The 19,185-nt window shown below is 33.5% G+C and carries 11 protein-coding genes; 1 reads left to right on the forward strand and 10 read right to left on the reverse strand.

What is annotated here, in order from left to right; genetic code table 11:
- Positions 1–56: 56 nt before the first annotated feature.
- The 7 genes from QLS71_RS14455 to QLS71_RS14485 form a co-directional block, all read right to left on the reverse strand.
- Positions 57–3,116 (reverse strand): beta-L-arabinofuranosidase domain-containing protein, encoded by a 3,060-nt coding sequence (locus QLS71_RS14455; protein WP_308993303.1) that lies wholly within the window; start codon positions 3,114–3,116, stop codon positions 57–59.
- A 62-nt stretch (positions 3,117–3,178) separates the two neighbouring features.
- Positions 3,179–5,419 (reverse strand): DPP IV N-terminal domain-containing protein, encoded by a 2,241-nt coding sequence (locus QLS71_RS14460; protein ID WP_308993302.1) that lies wholly within the window; start codon positions 5,417–5,419, stop codon positions 3,179–3,181.
- A gap of 236 nt (positions 5,420–5,655) precedes the next feature.
- Positions 5,656–6,867 carry a Xaa-Pro peptidase family protein gene (locus QLS71_RS14465; protein WP_308993301.1) on the reverse strand — a complete coding sequence of 404 codons (1,212 nt, stop codon included), beginning with the start codon at positions 6,865–6,867 and terminating at the stop codon, positions 5,656–5,658.
- Positions 6,868–6,884: 17 nt separating this feature from the next.
- Complete coding sequence (locus QLS71_RS14470) at positions 6,885–8,129, reverse strand: FAD-dependent oxidoreductase (RefSeq protein ID WP_308993300.1); 1,245 nt, start codon at positions 8,127–8,129, stop codon at positions 6,885–6,887.
- Between the two features lie 27 nt (positions 8,130–8,156).
- Positions 8,157–9,164: a 4-hydroxyproline epimerase gene (locus QLS71_RS14475; protein WP_308993299.1), complete on the reverse strand. Its 1,008-nt coding sequence runs from the start codon at positions 9,162–9,164 to the stop codon at positions 8,157–8,159.
- 42 nt (positions 9,165–9,206) lie between these two features.
- Positions 9,207–10,733: an aldehyde dehydrogenase (NADP(+)) gene (locus tag QLS71_RS14480; protein ID WP_308993298.1), complete on the reverse strand. Its 1,527-nt coding sequence runs from the start codon at positions 10,731–10,733 to the stop codon at positions 9,207–9,209.
- 6 nt (positions 10,734–10,739) lie between these two features.
- Positions 10,740–11,654 (reverse strand): dihydrodipicolinate synthase family protein, encoded by a 915-nt coding sequence (locus QLS71_RS14485; protein WP_308993366.1) that lies wholly within the window; start codon positions 11,652–11,654, stop codon positions 10,740–10,742.
- A gap of 135 nt (positions 11,655–11,789) precedes the next feature.
- Between QLS71_RS14485 and QLS71_RS14490 the strand changes: the two genes are divergently transcribed.
- A complete protein-coding gene (locus QLS71_RS14490) occupies positions 11,790–12,635 on the forward strand; it encodes an AraC family transcriptional regulator (RefSeq protein ID WP_308993297.1) in 846 nt (281 codons plus the stop codon).
- Between the two features lie 95 nt (positions 12,636–12,730).
- On the opposite strand, the gene QLS71_RS14495 is transcribed toward QLS71_RS14490, so the two are convergent.
- From QLS71_RS14495 to QLS71_RS14505, 3 genes are all read right to left on the reverse strand, one after another.
- Positions 12,731–12,859, reverse strand: coding sequence for a hypothetical protein (locus tag QLS71_RS14495; protein WP_308993296.1), 129 nt, complete (start codon positions 12,857–12,859; stop codon positions 12,731–12,733).
- 349 nt (positions 12,860–13,208) lie between these two features.
- Positions 13,209–15,611 (reverse strand): glycoside hydrolase family 127 protein, encoded by a 2,403-nt coding sequence (locus QLS71_RS14500; RefSeq protein ID WP_308993295.1) that lies wholly within the window; start codon positions 15,609–15,611, stop codon positions 13,209–13,211.
- Between the two features lie 114 nt (positions 15,612–15,725).
- Positions 15,726–19,013: a VCBS repeat-containing protein gene (locus QLS71_RS14505; RefSeq protein WP_308993294.1), complete on the reverse strand. Its 3,288-nt coding sequence runs from the start codon at positions 19,011–19,013 to the stop codon at positions 15,726–15,728.
- Positions 19,014–19,185 lie beyond the last annotated feature (172 nt).

A 19,185-nucleotide genomic window follows, 5' to 3' on the forward strand; every position in this document is an offset into this window, starting at 1 on the left:
GTATGCTTTAAATTGTTACTAATTGGTTATTATTTCCAATACTCTAATTTTTTAAACTATTTAAGAGTAACATCTAGATAAACGGAATGACGTCCATATGTTTCATAAAAAGGTTTGAAAATGATACCATCAATATTAAATTCTAATTTTTCAGGAGTACCTTTTATTGATTTACTTAAATCCTTAACGTCTAATGTTACTTTACGCCATTCTTTTCGTGGTTCAGACTCTTGAGCAGCTAGCAATACAGGTCCGTAAAACAAACTAGCAATATTTTGTTGATCCATTACAGGGTCTAAATGAAATTCAAAAGGCATGCGCAGTTCAATAACATCACCATCTTTCCATTTACGACTTAAAGTAAGGTAGCTTCCTGGTGTATTATCTATTTTTTGTTTTTTACCATTTATCTTTACGAAAAAACCTTTGGTTGCCCAATGTGGTACACGAACATTGATGTCAAATGTCCCTTGTCCTTTAATCGTCAATTTAGTATGGTCTTCATTTGGAAAGGCAGTGGTTTGCTCAATAGTTATATTTTTTTCTGTCCATTTCAAAGTTGAAGGAACGTATAGATTAACATATAAAGCGTTGTTATCTGCACTTTTAAAATAAATTGAATTTTGAAGTTTTGTACTGCTTTCAATAGCAGTACCGTTACAGCAGGTGAAACCCTTCATATTTGGATTGCCAAAGTGTTTTACTGAACCCGGTCTTAATGGTACGTGGTAAGTATTAGCAGGACTGTCTTCTGCTACAGATGCAAGTATGTGGTTATAAAGACCACGCTCATAGTAATCCATTAACTCTCCTCGTTGATCATAAAGGAATAAGTTTCTAGTTAACTTAAGCATGTTATAAGTAGCACAGGTTTCATTCTGACCACCTGCAGACAGGCCATTTTCATAAATTGTTGCTGGTTGCTCAATAAAGCATTCTGCGTTGGCAGGGTTGCGGGCTCCAGCAACACCTCCAATACTGTACATATAATCATTTGTGGTTTTATACCAAAAATTATCAGAGATACGATAATATTCTGGAGCATCTGAATCACGATATGTTTCTAGAGCTCCCATAATTTGCGGTATGTGTTGGTTAGCATGTAGCCCACGAAATGTGTCTACATTTTTAGCGAGTCCGTGTGAACGGTTTGCGTCTCCGTAAAACATTTTAATATTATCGAATAATTGAGCTGCTTCTAAGTAACGATGTTCATTCGTAATTCTAGATAATCGTGCCATAGCTTCATTCATACCTCCAAACTCTCCAGCAATGTATCTATTCCACATACTAATAAGGGTTTCTGTTGGTAATTGACTTAAGCGAGCATGTACCCAATCGCCCATACCTTTTGCTATTTCAAGGGCTTTTTCATTGCCACTTATTTCGTAAATATCCATTAACCCCGCGAGGATTTTATGTAACGTATAGTATGGTGCCCAAATTTGAGTTTTCTGCCCTCCATAAGTTGCACCATTTTCTAACATGATAAATTGATCTGGTGGGTAGGCACTTATGAATCCCTTACCCCAATTCCAATAGTCAGTTCGGATACCTTCTAGACTTAAATCTGAATCAAAGTCTGATTTACCTGGTCCTGGTATTACAGCGGTAGGATTAGATATATATATTCCATCTGTTTTTTGAGGCTGTCCAGACATTTGCGATAGTTGGTACAAAGTATTGACCATGTATTCCATCTTCTCAGAAAAATTAGCCTGAAGGGACTTGTCATAGCTAGTACTAGCATATGCTTGAGCTATGGCAGTTAGGTAATGCCCTGTAGCATGTCCGCGTAGTTTTGTTTCTTGACTATCCCATACACCCAGTGGTTCTGCACCGTTAGGCTGTTTTTGACCAAAGGCATTACGAAACATATAAAGAAAAGTGTCTGGGTTTGTTTTGGCAAGTGTAATTATGAACTTATCACGATTTTCAACAAATTTTGTATTATGGCCATGAAGATTTGAATTTAATGAAACTTGCTCAAGGTTAAAAACTTCAAGCTTACGATTTGGTGTAGGATGTTCTTTGGTGTCTTTTATCGTTACAATTGCTTTTGGTTTTAAATTGGAGCCAGCAATACTTCCGGTTACTGTATATTTTCCTGCCTTGAGAACATTACTATTATCTATTGGGGAAGGCCAAAGCACTCGTACTTCGGGGCCTTTAATACCATCACGGTAAATACCCTTTACATAACTGGGCAATCGTGGAAGGTAACCAATAGCTGTTTCCACTTCTACGTTTGACACGCTAGTTAAATATTCATTGTACAATTGAGGAGTGGTTGGTAAAAATTTAGGAAGATCACCGTCTGGTTCTTCTCTTGTTCTTACAGTTGTACCATCTTTTTTCAATGAATTGCGATGAATTCGGGCTATATGTTTTTCATTTAAGGGGATTCTATAGATTCGAAAATCATGCAGTTTGGCGTTGAGATAAGGGGTTTCAGTTAAAAGTGATTTCCCTATATTTAGTATGTTTTTTTCACCTGAGTTGTTGTTAAATAATTGTTCTAACTCCAAATCTATATTTTTAGTTTCACTTATAAATGCACCGTTAAGATATGTACTCATTGATTTGGTAGAAACATTTATAACAACCGTTAAATGAATCCACTTATTAGTTTCTGCAGCTGGTGAATCTGTTTTGTATTTACTTCCTGTCTCAGTAATAATTTCTGCCTGATACCCTTCTTTGTCTTTGATTCCTGTTGGAGCCACAAGAACATGAGACTTGGTGTTCTTTCCAAAGTCAAAAAACACCTGATCTCGTTGTGCTGAACGCAAGTAAACCCATCCTGTTATACTAAGTGATTCTATTCCAGTCATGGCTTCACCTGGGATTGAAACATACGTTTTACCGTTTTCTGGTAATGAAAGTACTTTACCAAATAAATCATCTTTTATGAATTCAGCTTTAGAACCTTCAATATTACCATGTAAATTATTCCGTGACCAATCTTTGGTATCACCATCAAATACATAACGAGCAATTAATCCTGTTTCTCCAATCCCATCTAAAATTTGATCACCACTTTGCGCTAATAGGGGAGCTGTATTTCCAATCCAAAAACTTAGTATTGTATAAATGACTAGTTTATATGTTTTCATAATTAAATTCTTTTTCTTCAATATTTATAAAGGTTCTAGTTATTTGTTCTTTTAAGCGTAATTTAATTGTAAATTTCGTTCCATGTGGGTGGTGTTACTTTTAGCAAATGTTTTACAAAAAAGTCTTTACGTTTGCGCTCCCCAAAGGCACCTCCAGAAGAGTGTGCCATTCCTGGAACTGTGACTAACTCAAAATCTTTATTAGCTTTTATCAATGCATCTACAAATTGCATAGTTGAAGAAGGGTCTACATTATCATCAACTTCACCTAAAATCAGCATTAAATTTCCTTCTAATTGACTAGCATTCTCAACATTAGAACAGGCTGCATAATGTGGACCTACAGGGTAGCCCATAAACTGTTCGTTCCACCACATTTTATCCATTCTATTATCATGACATCCACAAGAAGCTACGGCAACATCATAAAAGTCTGAATTAAAAACCAATGCAGCACCAGCATTTTGCCCACCAGCAGAAGTTCCATGTATGCCTACTTTATCAATATTCATATAAGGATATTTTTTTGCAGCAGCTTTCATCCATAATTTTCTATCGGGAAAACCGCCGTCTTTGAGATTTTGCCAACAAACATCATGAAAAGCTTTAGAGCGGTTTGAAGTACCCATACCATCTATTTGAACCACAATAAAACCTAGTTCGGCTAAAGAGCTCATGGACCAATAATATGCATGAAAATCTTTAGGTACAAAAGAATCGTGTGGACCAGCATAAATGTATTCTATTATGGGATAAAACCTATTAGGGTCGAATGTGGTTGGTCTTACAATAATACCCCAAATATCGGTTTTACCGTCTCTACCTTTTGCGGTAAAGACTTCTGGCGCAATCCAATCTTCTTTCAATAAAGCTGAATGGTCTGCTTTTTGAAGTTCTATAATTGTTTTAGCATTTTCTGTTTTTTTCAAAATAGTTACAGGAGGCATATCTACTCTAGAATATTGATCTACATAATATTTGTAATCATCCGAAAAGGTAAGTTTATGATTTCCGTTTTCTGATGTTAAGCGTTCTAATTTTTTACCATCAAAATCAATTTTACAATAGTGTAAAAAATAGGGGTCTTGATCTTTGTCTAGACCACTGGCTGTAAAATAAATCTCTTTGTTTTCTTCATCAACATGAATTACTTTTCTAACAACCCAATTACCTTTAGTGAGTTGTTTTTTTACTGTACCATTACTATTATATATGTATATGTGGTTCCATCCATCACGTTCTGATGTCCAAACAATTTCTTTCCCATCTTCAATATCATATCTGTATTTTTTACTACTATAATCAATAAATGTGTTGCTTGTTTCGTTTATTAAAACGGTTACTTTTCCAGTTTCAGCATTAACTTCTAAAATCTTATATGCTTGATGACCACGTTGGTTGTATTCAAATGAAAAAGCCCTACTGTCTGCTCTCCAGTCTAATTTTGAAACATCATACTGGCTACTAAACTCATCCGTTGGAATTTTTATGTGTTTTTTTGATTCAACTAAGAATAATTGTGGACTTTTAAATGGAAGTTCATCACCTGGTTTTAAATAATCTCTAGATTGTAATTTTGGTTGAAACTGGTCTTTAGGGCTAGATTCTACAAAGTAAATTTTGTGATCTTCTCCAGGCCTAACTTTATAAGCCATTATTTTTTTGCCATCTGGAGACCATTTTATATACGATGAATAATAATTTCCTTGAGTACCATCATAGCTCAATTGGATATCTGTTTCAGTTTTATTTTCTTTTATATACAGATTAGAATTTTTTATAAAGGCCGTTTTAGTATTGTCGGGAGAAGGAACTGGTTTGCCAGTGGTTTCGTCAAAATGATCACCCCAATATCCCCGGTCTCTATTTTTTCTACCTTCAATAGTATCCAGAATGCTTAAAGAGTAATTATTTAGATTACAAATTAAAAGTATCTTTCTAAAGTTGAATTTTAATTCGTTTTTACCCGAATCAAATTCTAAATCACTAATATTTATATTGTTAGGGTTAATACTCTCTTTTGTTTTTTCTGATAATGAATCGGCTAACTTTTTATGGTCAAAAAATGGTTTTTGTTGTTTTTCTTCAACACTTACAATGAGGTATTCCTTGCCGTTTTTCGAATTATTAACATACCAAAGTTTATTATTTGGAAGCCAGTTAAACTCTGAAGGTGTATTAAAAACGTTGTCTTTAAATAATGAATCTACAGCAAGCGCTTTTTTATATTCTTCCAAGGTGCCTTGGCTGTACATTGAAATGCAGCAAATAAATGTTAGAACCACACTTATTTTTTGAGTCATCTGTTTCATAATTTGATTTATTTATAAAAATAAAGATTATCTTCAAACAGATGAGGTGTAAAGTTAGCTGAAAGTAGTATTATATTAACCTTAACGGAATGTTAACAAGTAATTATATGTGATTTTAATACAAAACTCATCAAAATTTTAAAGAAAATTGAAAACAAGTTTTTATTAACAAGAAAAGGATTATAAATTAGTTTTTTAAGTTAAATAACATTTTCTTGAAATAGAATTTAATTACCAAATGGATTGTCAATTGAATGTGCAGGTTGAGTAAACCACCTTGGACCTTTATTAGTCATGTAAATATGATCTTCTAATCGCACTCCAAATTTATTTGGAACACAAATCATAGGCTCAACACTATAGCACATACCTGATTGTAATATAGTTTCGTTTCCTTGTAATATATAGGGGTATTCGTGTATATCTAAACCAATACCATGGCCGGTTCTATGTGGTAACCCAGGAAGATTATAATCTGGTCCAAGCCCATGTGATTCGATGGTTTTTCTAGCTGATACATCTACTGTACCACAAGTGTTTCCTATTTTTGACACATTAAAAGCGGCTATTTGTGCTTCTTTTTCAATATTCCAAATGGTACGTTGGTAATCATTAGCTTCTCCAAAAATATAAGTTCTTGTAATATCTGAAATATAGTCATGAACAGAACACCCCGTATCTACCAGAACAATATCATTAATTTCTAATGGTTTAGGTGTTTTTACACCGTGTGGAAACGATGAATCTTTCCCAAATAAAACAATGCAAAAATATGATCCAGAAATAACACCGTAACGCTTATGGGCTTCGTTAATAAAATCTTCTACTTCTTTAGCAGTGATACCTACTTTTAAAATTCTAGCGGTAGCTTTATGAACTTCTAAAGTAATATCCATTAAGGCTTGAATAATATTAATTTCAGCTGCGGATTTAATCATTCGGCAAGCCGAAACGATAGTTTTTGCGTTTTCAATATTTAAAGATATGGCTTTCGAGATACCTTTATAAACAAAGAAAGGTGTGCTTTCATCAATTAATAGAGTCCCATCTAAAATATTATTTTGTTTAAGAATAGTGTTTAAAAGTGTATATGGACTTTCGTGTTCTTCCCAACAATGTATTTCACCTTCAATAGACATAAAATCTAAAATGGTTCCTTTTTCAAAGTTTGGGGCTATATAATGGAGATTACCATTTTCTAGTAAAACAGCTCCAACCATACGTTCACTAGCATGCCAATGTGTGCCTGTAAAATATAATAAATTCGTCCCTGAATTTAAATACATAGCTTGTGCTTTATGTGTTTTCATAAGCTTGCAAGCTTTTTGAATTCTATTTTTATATTCAGCTTCTTGAATAGGTTCTATTAATTGTGCCATAGGTTTTATGGCATTTAATTCTGCTTCTATTGTAGACCCACCTATTCCGAATTTATTCATATTATTATATTTATTTATTATTTGAAACGCTCAGGAGCGAGCGGGTTTAAATTTACGGAAGATTTTTTGTTTCCTACTAGTTCTGTAACTAATTGTCCAGTTATAGGACCTAAACTCCAACCCATCATTGCATGCCCTGCTGCTATTGTTAAATTTGAATATTTACTAGTTTTACCTATAAAAGGAACACCATCTGGAGACACAGGTCTTAAACCAGAAGTCGCTTTTGCTCTTTCTTCTTCATTAATTTCAATGTCATTATAGAATGTTTTAACAGCGTTGGCTAAAGCATTCACACGTTGTTTTCTAACAATAGTGTTATTTCCTGAAAACTCCATAGTACCTGCAAAACGTGTAAAATCATGCATGGGCGTAATAGCGGCTTTGGCTTCAACTAAAATGGTAGGGATGGTTATACCTGTGTGTCTGTACAAGTCCATACTGTAACCTTTGCCTCCTTGTATCGGTACTTTTAGTTTTAGTTTTGACGCTAATGTAGAAGTCCAGCTACCGCTTGCTAAAACAAAATCATCTGCTTCAAAAATACTAGAATTCGTTTTTACAGATGTAATACTATTGTTTTTTACAGTAAAATCTTCAACTTTTTGATTTGTTTTAAATGTCACACCATTATTTTCTAGCCACGTTTTCATGGTAAGCATAAAGTGATTTGGCGTCATATGCGAATCACATTTATAATGAACGGCTCCAATAACATGGTCAGACAATACTGGCTGAATTTTATGCAATGATTCTTTATTTAAGCAAGATACATCCAACCCCTCTTTAATAGCACGCTCTGCAATTGCATGTTCTTCTTCCTCGTTCTTATATGAGCTATAAGCCATTAAAATACCTTTTTTTTCGTAATGAAAATTAAAGTCTAATGACGTTAGCATCTCTTCGAATAAGTACTGACTTTTTAAATTTAATTCCTTTAAAACAGGAATAGATTTTTCGACATTATGTATCGATGCCGATTTTTTAAAATGAATTGCCCATTTGAAAAAATCTAAATCCAATCGCGGTTTTATATAAAAAGGACTTGAACTATTTAGCATCCATTTTAAACCTTGTGTAATAATACCTGGTGCTGCAAGCGGTATAAAATGACTAGGTGTTAGATAGCCCGCATTAATAAATGAAGCTCCGGTAGTGATATCACCTTGATCTAAAATGGTTACAGAATATCCTTCTTTAATTAAATAATATGCGCTACACAAGCCCGAAATTCCACCACCAACAATAACTACCTTCTTCATATAATCGTTTTGTTAAAAAAATGACTATTATATAACTTGGAATCCGTGAGCATAAGGATCTTCATCATCTATTATAATATTATTATAACCTGTAATTTGTGCCCAACCTTGAATACTAGGTACAATGGCTTTTTTTCCATTCAGAGTGGTTTCAGCTTCCACTTTTCCAATAAACTTACTACCTATAAAACTTTCATGAATAAAAGGTTCGCCTAATTTTAATTTACCTTTTGCGTGTAATTGAGCTATACGAGCAGAAGTACCTGTGCCACAAGGTGAACGATCGATAGCTTTATCACCATAAAACACAGCATTTCTTCCAGATGATGTTGGATCTATAGGTTCCCCCGTCCATAACATATGGCTAACATCTCTAATGGTTGCATCCTCGGGATGAATAAACATATCTGGATACTTTTCGTTTATACGGGCTCTAACTATTTGTGAATACTGTACAATTTTGCCTGCGGTATAATCTTGTATGCCACTAAAGTTCTTTTGTGGATCTACAATAGCATAATAATTACCCCCGTAAGACACATCGAAAGTTATTTCTCCAAGTTTAGGACATTCAATTGTTAAATTTTCGGCTGCTAAATAGGATTTTACATTGATTAACTTAACCCAGTCTACTTTTTTACCTGTTTGTTGGTATTCAATTTCCACCAATCCGGCAGGTGCTTCCATTCTTATTTTGCCAGGTATTTTTGGAGTAATCAAACCTTCTTCTATAGCAATTGTAATCGTGCCAATGGTACCGTGACCGCACATAGGTAAACATCCCGATGTTTCTATAAAAAGAATCGCAAAATCATTTTCAGAATTATGTGGTGGGTATAAAATACTACCACTCATCATGTCGTGACCCCGTGGTTCAAACATGAGTCCTTTACGAATCCAATCGAATTCTTTAAGAAAATGCTGCCGCTTTTCACTTAAATTATTTCCAATAAGGTTAGGACCTCCACCAGCAACAACACGCACGGGATTACCGCACGTGTGAGCATCAACACAAAAAAAAGTTTTTCTTGCCATATATTAGTAATATGTTTTTATAACTCTAATATATTTATAAATTTATTTTTGAAGTCCCTCTGGCAATAATTGCTTCGGGAACGATTGGTAACTTATTGGTCTCACCCATCTGTTTATAGCATGTGTTCCTACCGATGTATATTTAGCATTTGATGATGCTGGGTAAGGACCACCATGTTGCATTGATGGGCAAACTTCGACTCCCGTTGGCACGCCATTAAAAATGATACGTCCTACACGATTGGCTAAAGCATCCACAATATCTTCTAAATTAGAAATCTCACTGTCTTCTGCTATTATAGTTCCTGTTAATTGACCTTCTAAAGTTTCAATAATCTCGATTAATTGTGCTTCATCTTTACATTTTACAACTAAAGAAAAAGGACCAAATACTTCTTGATGAATTTTAGGATTCGCTAAAAAGTCTGCTCCCGATACTGTTACAATTTGTGAGGCAGCAAAATTGGCATCTATAGCATCACTAATTTTTGCTACTGTTTCTACCCCTTTTTGAGTTGCTACAGCAGTACCGTTTTTATCGAATCCAGCTTTAATATTGGGATGCAGCATACACTGTGCATCTATAGCTATCGTTTTTTTAGCTAAATCTTTAACAAAAGCATCTGTTTTATCATTAGCAATAGTTAGTAACAACCCAGGATTGGTACAAAACTGCCCTGTTCCTACAGTAATAGAACCTGCATAAGTACTAGCAAGTGCTTCACCACGAGTTTCAATAGCTTTTGGTGTAATAATGACAGGATTTATACTCCCCATTTCGGCATAAACTGGTATGGGTTCTTTTCGTTTTGAAGCAGCATCCATGATAGCTCTACCCGCTGCTAAACTCCCAGTAAAACCAACAGCTTTAATTTGTGGGTGATTTACTAATGCTAAACCAACAACAGGACCACGACCAGATAGATGTGAAAACACACCATTAGGCATCCCTGTTTTTTCAGCAGCTTTAAGAATGGCTGTTGCCACTAACTCTGAAGTACCAGAATGCATTTCATGTGCCTTAACAATAACGGGGCATCCTGAAGCCAAAGCACTAGCGGTATCTCCACCAGCTGCAGAAAAAGCGAAAGGAAAATTACTAGCTCCAAATACAACTACTGGTCCTATTGGAATTACTGTTTTTCTTAAATCATCTTTAGGTAACGGCGTTCGATCTGGCATAGCAGCATCAAAGGTATTGCTTTTCCAATCTTCACTTGAGATTAAGTTAGCAAACGATTTTAATTGCATGACAGTTCTACCGCGTTCGCCTACAGCTCGCCCTTCTGGTAAGCCCGATTCGGTTGTATAGACATCGATTAACTTTTGGTCTAAAGCTAAAATTTCATCTGCAATAGCATTTAAAAACTTAGCTCTTTGTTTTCCCGGTGTTTTTCTAAATGTTTTAAAAGCCTCTGTTGCAAGTTGAGCAGCTTCGTCAATTTCTTCAGTAACTGCTTCTATAAATTCAGTAGCGTTTTCAATATTTAGTTTTGGATTTATAGTTTTATGACTAATATTTCCTTTAGCACTAAGTTTATTTCCAATATAATTTTTGCCTGTTATCATTCTTTATTATAAGTTTTTGTAATCTGGTAAAGATGGTCTCGTTTTCATAGCTGCTTGAATTACATTTAAAACACGTTCTCTTTCTGTACCTTGTAAAGGTAATCTTGGTGCTCTTACGTTTTCAGTACCAATACCCGTAGCAACTTCTGCTAATTTAATATTTTGTACCAATTGCGGACTAATATCTAACTCCAATAATGGCATAAACCAACGATAAATTTTCATGGCCTCATTAATTTTTCCTGCTTTTACAAGTTTATAGATAGCAACGGTTTCTGCAGGATATGCACATACTAAACCTGCTACCCATCCATCGGCACCAATCACTAAACTTTCTAATCCAAGGGTGTCAACCCCAGTAAATACTTTGTAACGGTCTCCGAAACGATTTTTTAAACGAATAACATTTGTGATTTCTCTAGTAGACTCTTTTATAGCCACAATATTTTTATATTGAGATAACTCTTCAAACATGTCTAAAGTGACTTCTATTTTATAATCTATAGGGTTATTATAAATCATAATTGGTAACGATGTGTTTTTAGCAATTTCTCCAAAATAAGTTACAGTTTCAAAATCAGTAGCTTTATAACGCATGGGGGGTAAGATCATTATGCCTTCTGCTCCAATAGATTCTGCATGTTTTGCAACCTCAATAGCATCTTTAGTACTTTGTTCAGCAATATTAATAATTACAGGAATTTTTCCCTTGGTAATTGTAAGTGTTACTTTTATTAATATTTCTTTCTCTTCTTTTGTTAAAGTACTTGCTTCACCTAATGTCCCTCCTAGAATTATTCCATTTACACCAGCTTCCATTTGAGCTTTGATGTTTTTTTCGAACATTACAAGATCCAATTTATCATCACTTGTGAATTTTGTTGTTACTGCCGGCATTACGCCTTCCCATTTTACCATAATATATTAATTTAGATATGCAAATTTAAACCTTGATTTAAGAAGACTTATGACATTTATTAGCTTATTGTAATACTATATTACCCATCAAATAGGTTTGTGTTTATTTTTTTAGTAATATTAGCAAAATTAGCAGTAATGAAAGTACTTCCATTTAAAATTCCAAAGCCAGAAAATGAAGCTCTTGTTTACCAAGAAGAGCGATTGAAAGTATTATATGATCAACTTCACCAACATAGTGAAATACAAATTAGTTATATTGAAAAAGGGGCAGGGACATTATTGGTAGGAGACACTATTAGTGAATTTAAACCTAATGATATTTTAGTATTAGGAAGCTATGTACCACATGTTTTTAGAACAGATACTAATTTTTCTGATTTGACTGTAGCATATACATTATTTTTTGATAAAGAATCCTTTGGGAAATTTTTTTTTAATTTGCCAGATTTAGAGGGTTTGAATACGTTTTTTGAAGAATCTCAATATGGAATTAAAGTCCATTCCAAAAAAAAGAAGTTAATAAAACAGTTTGTCAAGCTTAAAAAGCAAAATAAGGTGCAACGAATAGCAACGCTTTTAAAGATTATAGACTATATTAATTTAGCAGAAAAGAAACCACTTTCGTCTTTTGTTTATAAAAAGAAATATACAGATGATGAAGGTAAGCGTATGAATGATGTCTTTAATTACGCTATGGAAAACTATTTTGAACCTATTACACTTGAAGAAATATCGGAAAAAGCGAATATGAGCAAAAATGCATTTTGTCGTTATTTTAAAAAGCGTACTAATAAAACTTTTTTTCAATTTCTCATTGAGATTCGTATTGAGCATGCTTGTAAGCTTATTTATAATAATCCAGATATTTCAATTGCTTCTATTTCAGAACAGTGTGGATTTCAAAATACAGCTAACTTTAATAGAAAGTTTAAAGAAATTAAAGGTGTTACACCTACACATTATAGAATGCAACGGTTTTAAAATTTAATTTTTAGCATATAGAATTTCTAATTGAAGTTTTGCGTTATTCTTTTTCTTGATATTTTATAAGAACGTTTGGTTATTGATTTCCATCTTCATTGTTTTAAATCAATGGATAAACCAACATATTCTATATACTTTAGAGAATCAATTTCTTTAACTGAATACACGTATTCTTTAATATCATTTATTGAAATTTCTTCAGAAATAGTTTCACAATCCATCCAAAATGTTTCTCCCTTAAAGCTTCTATTTTCTTTTAAATAATATTCGTTTTAAAGAAATCGCATCACATTATCTAGAGATTTTTTTGTTTTTGGTACTTTTAAATTTAACAATATCAAAGAGACCAAAACAGGAAGTATGAAATTGCTTGTTGAATCACTTAAACTTTATATTTACATAATGTTTTCAGGTTGTAAAAACTGAGCATAGTAGCTCATTGTAACTTGTCCATAAAGGGTCGTGTTCACAAAAAGTAAAAGGAGTTAAAACTATAGTTTTAAGCAATATTTTTTTCATAAGTTCTCTTAAATAAAAAGGAGAAGTAATTTTACCTCTCCTTATTTTAATTTATTCTAGTTCCCATTCAAAAATGCCAGCTGCATTTTTTTCCGCAAGTTGCACTTCTATTTTTATAGCTTTGGTTGTAACCGGTTTAAATACCACTTCATTTCCTAAGCCTTTATCAAGGCCATAATCTGTAGTGTTTTCAACAGGTTGCCATTCATCATTAGTATCTTTATAATATATTTTCCAATAATCAGGTACTTTGCAACCACCCCAAGGCTTGTCATCGTACCAATAAACGGTTGAACGACTTACGGTTTTTTCAGAATCAAAATTATATGAAATCCATTCTGTGGTGCCTTCTTTTGGCCACCAATGATAATAAGGTATAGAGCGATCTTCAGCATCTTTAGGTATGAGTCCATCGTTAATAGCTACTATGGGTTTAACATTATGAGAGGCTTCTATTTTGCTTTCGGATGCAAGGGTAGGAGCCATAGCTGGCTTTGTGGCATTTAATTCTATTGGTAACCAAACAGCCATATCGCCACTTCCTCGATGTGACCATGAATAATATGGTATCATATTAAGACTAACATCACTTGTAACCAGTTTTCCGTTATCGTTATAGCTTAAAGTCTGTGCATCGGTTTGAATCATATTAATACCATATAGCAAATCCTGTTTTGTTTCAACTTTAAACTCTGGTTTTTTGTTTAAAATAACGCTAAATATATTAAAGTCGTTATCAGGCCATTCTGTACAATATACAATTGGACCACGTTCTATGGATACTTTCCCTCGGTCTGCTTCAACAGCAGGATGTGCTTTTACTGTTCGTGGTTCCATTTCAAAATTAATATCTACTTTGTCTCCTTTTTTCCATATTCTATTAATGTTGAAATAACCTTTATTAATATCACTTGTAACGGTATTCCCATTTACTTTGACTGTAAAGCTTAATGTTTTTTTATCGGTATAGGTATAAAGATTTGATGGTACAACATTGTTTTGTAACCAACCTGGAACACGAACTTTAAGAGTAAAGTTTTGTCTGCCTTTCGGGGTAATCTCGATACCTACACTGCCATTCCAAGGGTAGTTTGTAGTTTGTGTTAATTTAACTGTTTTACCTTTTACTTGTAAATCTGATTCGTTTGCCATAAATAGATTTACATAAACATCACTATTATCTACAGCATAAATATAACCTGGAACAGACGGAATAAAACGACTTACATTTGAAGGACAACAAGCACAGCCAAACCATTCTTGACGTTGGTGTTGTCCAATAGACTCGAGTGGGTTAGGGTAGAAGAAGCTACCACCATCTAATGATACACCAGAAATAAGTCCATTATAAAGGGTGCGTTCTAAGACATCGTAGTATTTAGCATCCCCATGTAATAAAAATAAACGATAGTTTAAATATACATTTCCAATAGCGGCGCAAGTTTCACAATAAGCAGACATGTTTGGTAATTCGTAATTTTTACCGAATGATTCACCATGTCCGGTAGCTCCAATACCACCTGTAATGTATAATTTTTTAGATACGATATTGTCCCAAATTTTATCAATCGCATGAATGTAATCTTCATCACCAGTAAGTGCCGCAACATCTGCCATGCCAGAATACATGTATGAAGCACGAACAGCATGTCCTACAGCTTCGTCTTGTTCTAAAACGGGTTTATGAGACTGACTGTATTCGCTTTTAATATGTGTATGTCCACGCTCATCTAATAATAACTTAGCAAAATCTAGATATTTTTTGTTGCCTGTAACTACTGATAATTTTGCAAGTGCCATTTCTGTAATTTGGTGTCCTGGAACCACCATAATTTGTCCTGGTTTATTACCTACTTCACGAACAGCACAATCGGCAAATTTTATAGCAATATCTAAAAATGTTCTTTTTCCTGTAGATTGATAATGCGCAACAGCGCCTTCAACTAAATGTCCAAGGTTATATAATTCGTGACTTAAATCTTCTTCTTTTTCCCAACGTTTTTTTCCAGCCCATTCATGTGTGTGTTCTGGGTTCATGGTACGGAATGTATATAGATAGCCATCAGGTTCTTGTGCTTTTCCTACGATAGTAATTAGACTATCAATATACTTTTCTAATTTTTTGTTGGGAGATGTTTGCATAGAATAACTAGCGCCTTCTATGGTTTTGTACACATCGGTATCATCAAAAGTAAAACCTTCAACTTTATTACTTTCACTTGGATTAGCTGCCATTGTGAAGTTGTCGTATCGTCCTGTTTCTTCGCATTTACCAAAGGCTAATGGAATTGTAGTTTCTCGACTGGCTTTAATACGTTGCCCCCAAAAAGTATCTGTTACTTGAACAGAGGTAAATGGAACCGGGGTGATGGGGTAGCCTGTATTTGTTTTTTTTTGTGCCAGACCAGTAAATGATGTTAGCACAACTAAACTTAATAATATTAATTTATTCATAGAATAATTGTTTTTATTTTAGTTTGTTATAATCGTTGAAATAAATGTAAAGGGTTTTTATCTTTTATTTATTAACTTAACGAGTGGTTATATTGTTTATGTTAAATTTGTATTCTATTTATTAACTTTAATACTTTGTATATAATCGCTGTTTTTTACAGCTATAATATAATCTTGATTCTTCGTTTTAATTCTGGCCATGTTTTTGACATCTCCAGGAATGAAAACCCCGCTTTTGTTAGCAGGAATAGGTTTAAAACCGCCATGACCATCACCTTTTAGCAAATAACCATAACCTCCGTCATTTCTAGGCGTTTCAACTTCTGAAGCAAAAAGATTACCAGCTACAAGTGCATCTAAATTTCCATCTTTATCATAATCATCTATTAAAATTTGGTTGATACTTGATACCTGAACGTCGATAGGGAGTTTATGTATTATAAATTTCCCATTTTTATTTTCAAGGTAAATGCTAGCAAAAGATTTTATTTTATAATGAAGTGATTTTTCCAGTTCATTTTTATCATAAACTTCGTCTAATGTTGCCACCGAAAAACTTTCATAATCTTTAAACTTTTCTTCGATTGATGGTATTTGTTGTGAAGAACAGCTTCTGCCTCTTACAGGATATTGCTTTCCTAGGTTATAGTAACCTAACACAATGTCGTTTTTACCATTTTTATCAAAGTCATTGAAATAAATATCGAATGTTTCGTTTTCTTTTGCCTTGTATTTATAGTTTAGTCCATTGTTACCTAACACATAATCCATATCACCGTCATTATCAAAATCACCTTGATTAATACTCCACCACCAACCCCTGGTTTCTTCTGATAAACCCATGTTTTCTGAAACTTCCGCAAAATCATTATGTGTGTTTTTAAAAACTTTAATAGGCATCCATTCTCCAATAATTATGATATCTAACCAATCGTCATTGTTAAAATCGGTAATAATGGCACTAGTTGCCATTCCTAAATTAGTTAACATCTTGGCCATATTGCTTGAAAAATTTTCAAATTTAGGGCTTCCTTTACTGCCAACGTTTTTTAATAAATAGCTTGTTGCTGAATTTGGATAATTTCCAGGCATTTGTCTGCCTAATGCCAATAAGTCATTTTTTCCATCTTTATTAAAATCAGCACTGTAGACTCTAGAACCACTTGTAATCATTTTAGGTAATACCGATTGAGCTGCTTTTGAAAATTGTCCGTTGCCATTATTTAGATAAAGACGATCTTGAAGATTTGTTGATGTTGGAGAAAATTCATAACCACCACTTACAATATATAGATCATTATCTCCATCGTTGTCTGCATCAAAAATAATAGCACCATTATCTTCGCAAAGTTTATCCTTTTCTAAAACATTTAAATGATGTTGTTCAAACCCATTATCTGTTTGAAAAAACACAGTCCCTGAAAACCCAGCAGCACCTCCAATAAAATAATCATCTAAACCATCTTGGTTTAAATCACCAACCGCTAAAGCAGGACCAAAAGTTGACATTTTATGAGGGAGAAGTACTTGTTTTTCAAAATCGTCAAAATTGTTCTCTTCATGTTTGTATTTTGGGAATATGTTTATGTTGGTAGAGGTAAACAATGTATTAATATTTTCTTTTGTTTGTTTGCTCTCAACTTTCGCATTGTCATATTTTAGAATCAAATTTTGATTAACCTTAACAGCTTTTAAAGTTTGAACTTTCCCGTCAGTCCATATCACTTTTAGTTCGTCAATTTTGTTTGCTTGGTTTAAACCGAAATGAAGTTCTGGCGCGACAGAAGACTGAAATCCTCGTGTAAGCGTAAGTTCTTGAAATTGGGTTTGTTGGTTTGTTGTTATATAAACTCTATTTCCTAATCCAAATTTGTTGTTAGCTTGTCCTTCAAATTTGATTGTAATGAAGTTATTGGTTAAAGATATTTTATTTTTAAAGACAGAAGCTACATCATCAAGGTTATTAGTTATAATTTCTAAATCCCCATCGTTATCTAAATCAGCATATGTAGCACCTGTTGAAAAGCCTTCAAATTTTATGTTCCAAGAATCGTTTGCTTTTTCAAAAAGCCCATTCCCTTTATTTTTGAACATAAAATTATCTATTTTTTCAGAAGGAATATTTAATGATAATTTCAAAAATTCATCGCGTGATCCCTTTAAATGGTCAAAATAGTCATGGTTACTTACTTCTCTTCTTGTTCCGTTAGACACAAATAAGTCTTTGCTTCCATCATTATCAAAGTCAGCAAAAAGACCACCCCAGCTCCAATCGGTAGATGAGACTCCTGCCATCCTAGAAGTGTTGTTAAAATAAGGATCTCCATCGTTAAACACTCCTGAATTTACTTGCAAGCAATTTTGCATGTATTGATAATGAAATCCTGATTTTACCGTGCTCCAAAACAATTCAGGGTTCATGCTTACCATATTAGCCTTTTGCCTTCTATTGATATTTGAGTCCATGTCTGGCTGGTAAATATCAAGATTACCATCATTATTAAAATCGGCTATATCAACTCCCATCCCATAGAATGCAGTATGTGCTGTAGCTTTTTTAACAACTTCTCTAAAAGTGCCATCTCCATTGTTGATGTACAGATAGTCTGGAGTACTAAAATCGTTAGAAACATATATATCTGGCCAAGAATCGTTATTTACATCACCAATTGTTGCGCTTAATGACAATCCATATTTATCTACGCCTGCCTCTTTAGAAACATCTGTGAATTTGTTGCCATCATTTCTATATAAATGATCTGTTTCTTCAACTTCATGATTAGACATTTTATGAGAATAAAAAAGGTTAGGAGCATTAAATTTGGCAGGAGGGTAGTTGGCTACAAACAAATCTAAGTCACCATCTTTGTCATAATCAAAGAAGGTAGATTGTATGCTACAACCTTTATCGTTCAAACCATATTGAATCGCTTTTTCAGTAAATGTCCCATTCTTATTATTTATGAATAATTGATTGGTTCTTGGTTGAAACTTTCCACTTACAGAACAGTAAATGTCTAAAAAACCATCTCCATTTATATCTGCCATGGTAACCCCAGTGTACCATCTTTTGTCTCCAGAAACTCCAGCTTTTTCTGTAATGTCTTCAAATTGTAAATCACCTTTGTTTAGGTATAATTTGTTAGGTGCTTGATTTCCGGTAAAATACAGGTCTATTAAACCATCATTATTGATATCTCCAGCAGCAACGCCACCTCCCATATATAAATAGGAATAAGTAAAATAGTTTAGTTCATCACTCTCCGTAAGTTTATTGGAGAAGTTAATGCCAGTAGTAGAAGGTGATAAGCTCTCAAAGATTTTCCCGTCTACAATTTCTTCCTTTTTTGAGCAGTTTGTTAGTAATATCAAACAAAGAATATATTTGCTATATGTTCTCATTATATTAAATTTTAATTATCTTTTTTTTATTCATTTATTAATAATGGTTGAGTCTTATAATTTTTCTACTTATTCTTCTAAAATTATAATTTTTTATAAATGAATATTCTATTTTAGGCTTGTATTGACGAATTTAACCTGTTAATAAAATTCTCAGCAGGGTGTTATTACA

The organism is Mariniflexile litorale, assembly GCF_031128465.2.
Taxonomy (GTDB): domain Bacteria; phylum Bacteroidota; class Bacteroidia; order Flavobacteriales; family Flavobacteriaceae; genus Mariniflexile; species Mariniflexile litorale.

Coding starts and splice junctions, on each gene's coding strand:
- QLS71_RS14455 (WP_308993303.1), bottom strand. CDS start 3,116: ATGAAAACATATAAACTAGTCATTTATACAATACTAAGTTTTTGGATT.
- QLS71_RS14460 (WP_308993302.1), bottom strand. CDS start 5,419: ATGACTCAAAAAATAAGTGTGGTTCTAACATTTATTTGCTGCATTTCA.
- QLS71_RS14465 (WP_308993301.1), bottom strand. CDS start 6,867: ATGAATAAATTCGGAATAGGTGGGTCTACAATAGAAGCAGAATTAAAT.
- QLS71_RS14470 (WP_308993300.1), bottom strand. CDS start 8,129: ATGAAGAAGGTAGTTATTGTTGGTGGTGGAATTTCGGGCTTGTGTAGC.
- QLS71_RS14475 (WP_308993299.1), bottom strand. CDS start 9,164: ATGGCAAGAAAAACTTTTTTTTGTGTTGATGCTCACACGTGCGGTAAT.
- QLS71_RS14480 (WP_308993298.1), bottom strand. CDS start 10,733: ATGATAACAGGCAAAAATTATATTGGAAATAAACTTAGTGCTAAAGGA.
- QLS71_RS14490 (WP_308993297.1), top strand. CDS start 11,790: ATGAAAGTACTTCCATTTAAAATTCCAAAGCCAGAAAATGAAGCTCTT.
- QLS71_RS14495 (WP_308993296.1), bottom strand. CDS start 12,859: ATGGATTGTGAAACTATTTCTGAAGAAATTTCAATAAATGATATTAAA.
- QLS71_RS14500 (WP_308993295.1), bottom strand. CDS start 15,611: ATGAATAAATTAATATTATTAAGTTTAGTTGTGCTAACATCATTTACT.
- QLS71_RS14505 (WP_308993294.1), bottom strand. CDS start 19,013: ATGAGAACATATAGCAAATATATTCTTTGTTTGATATTACTAACAAAC.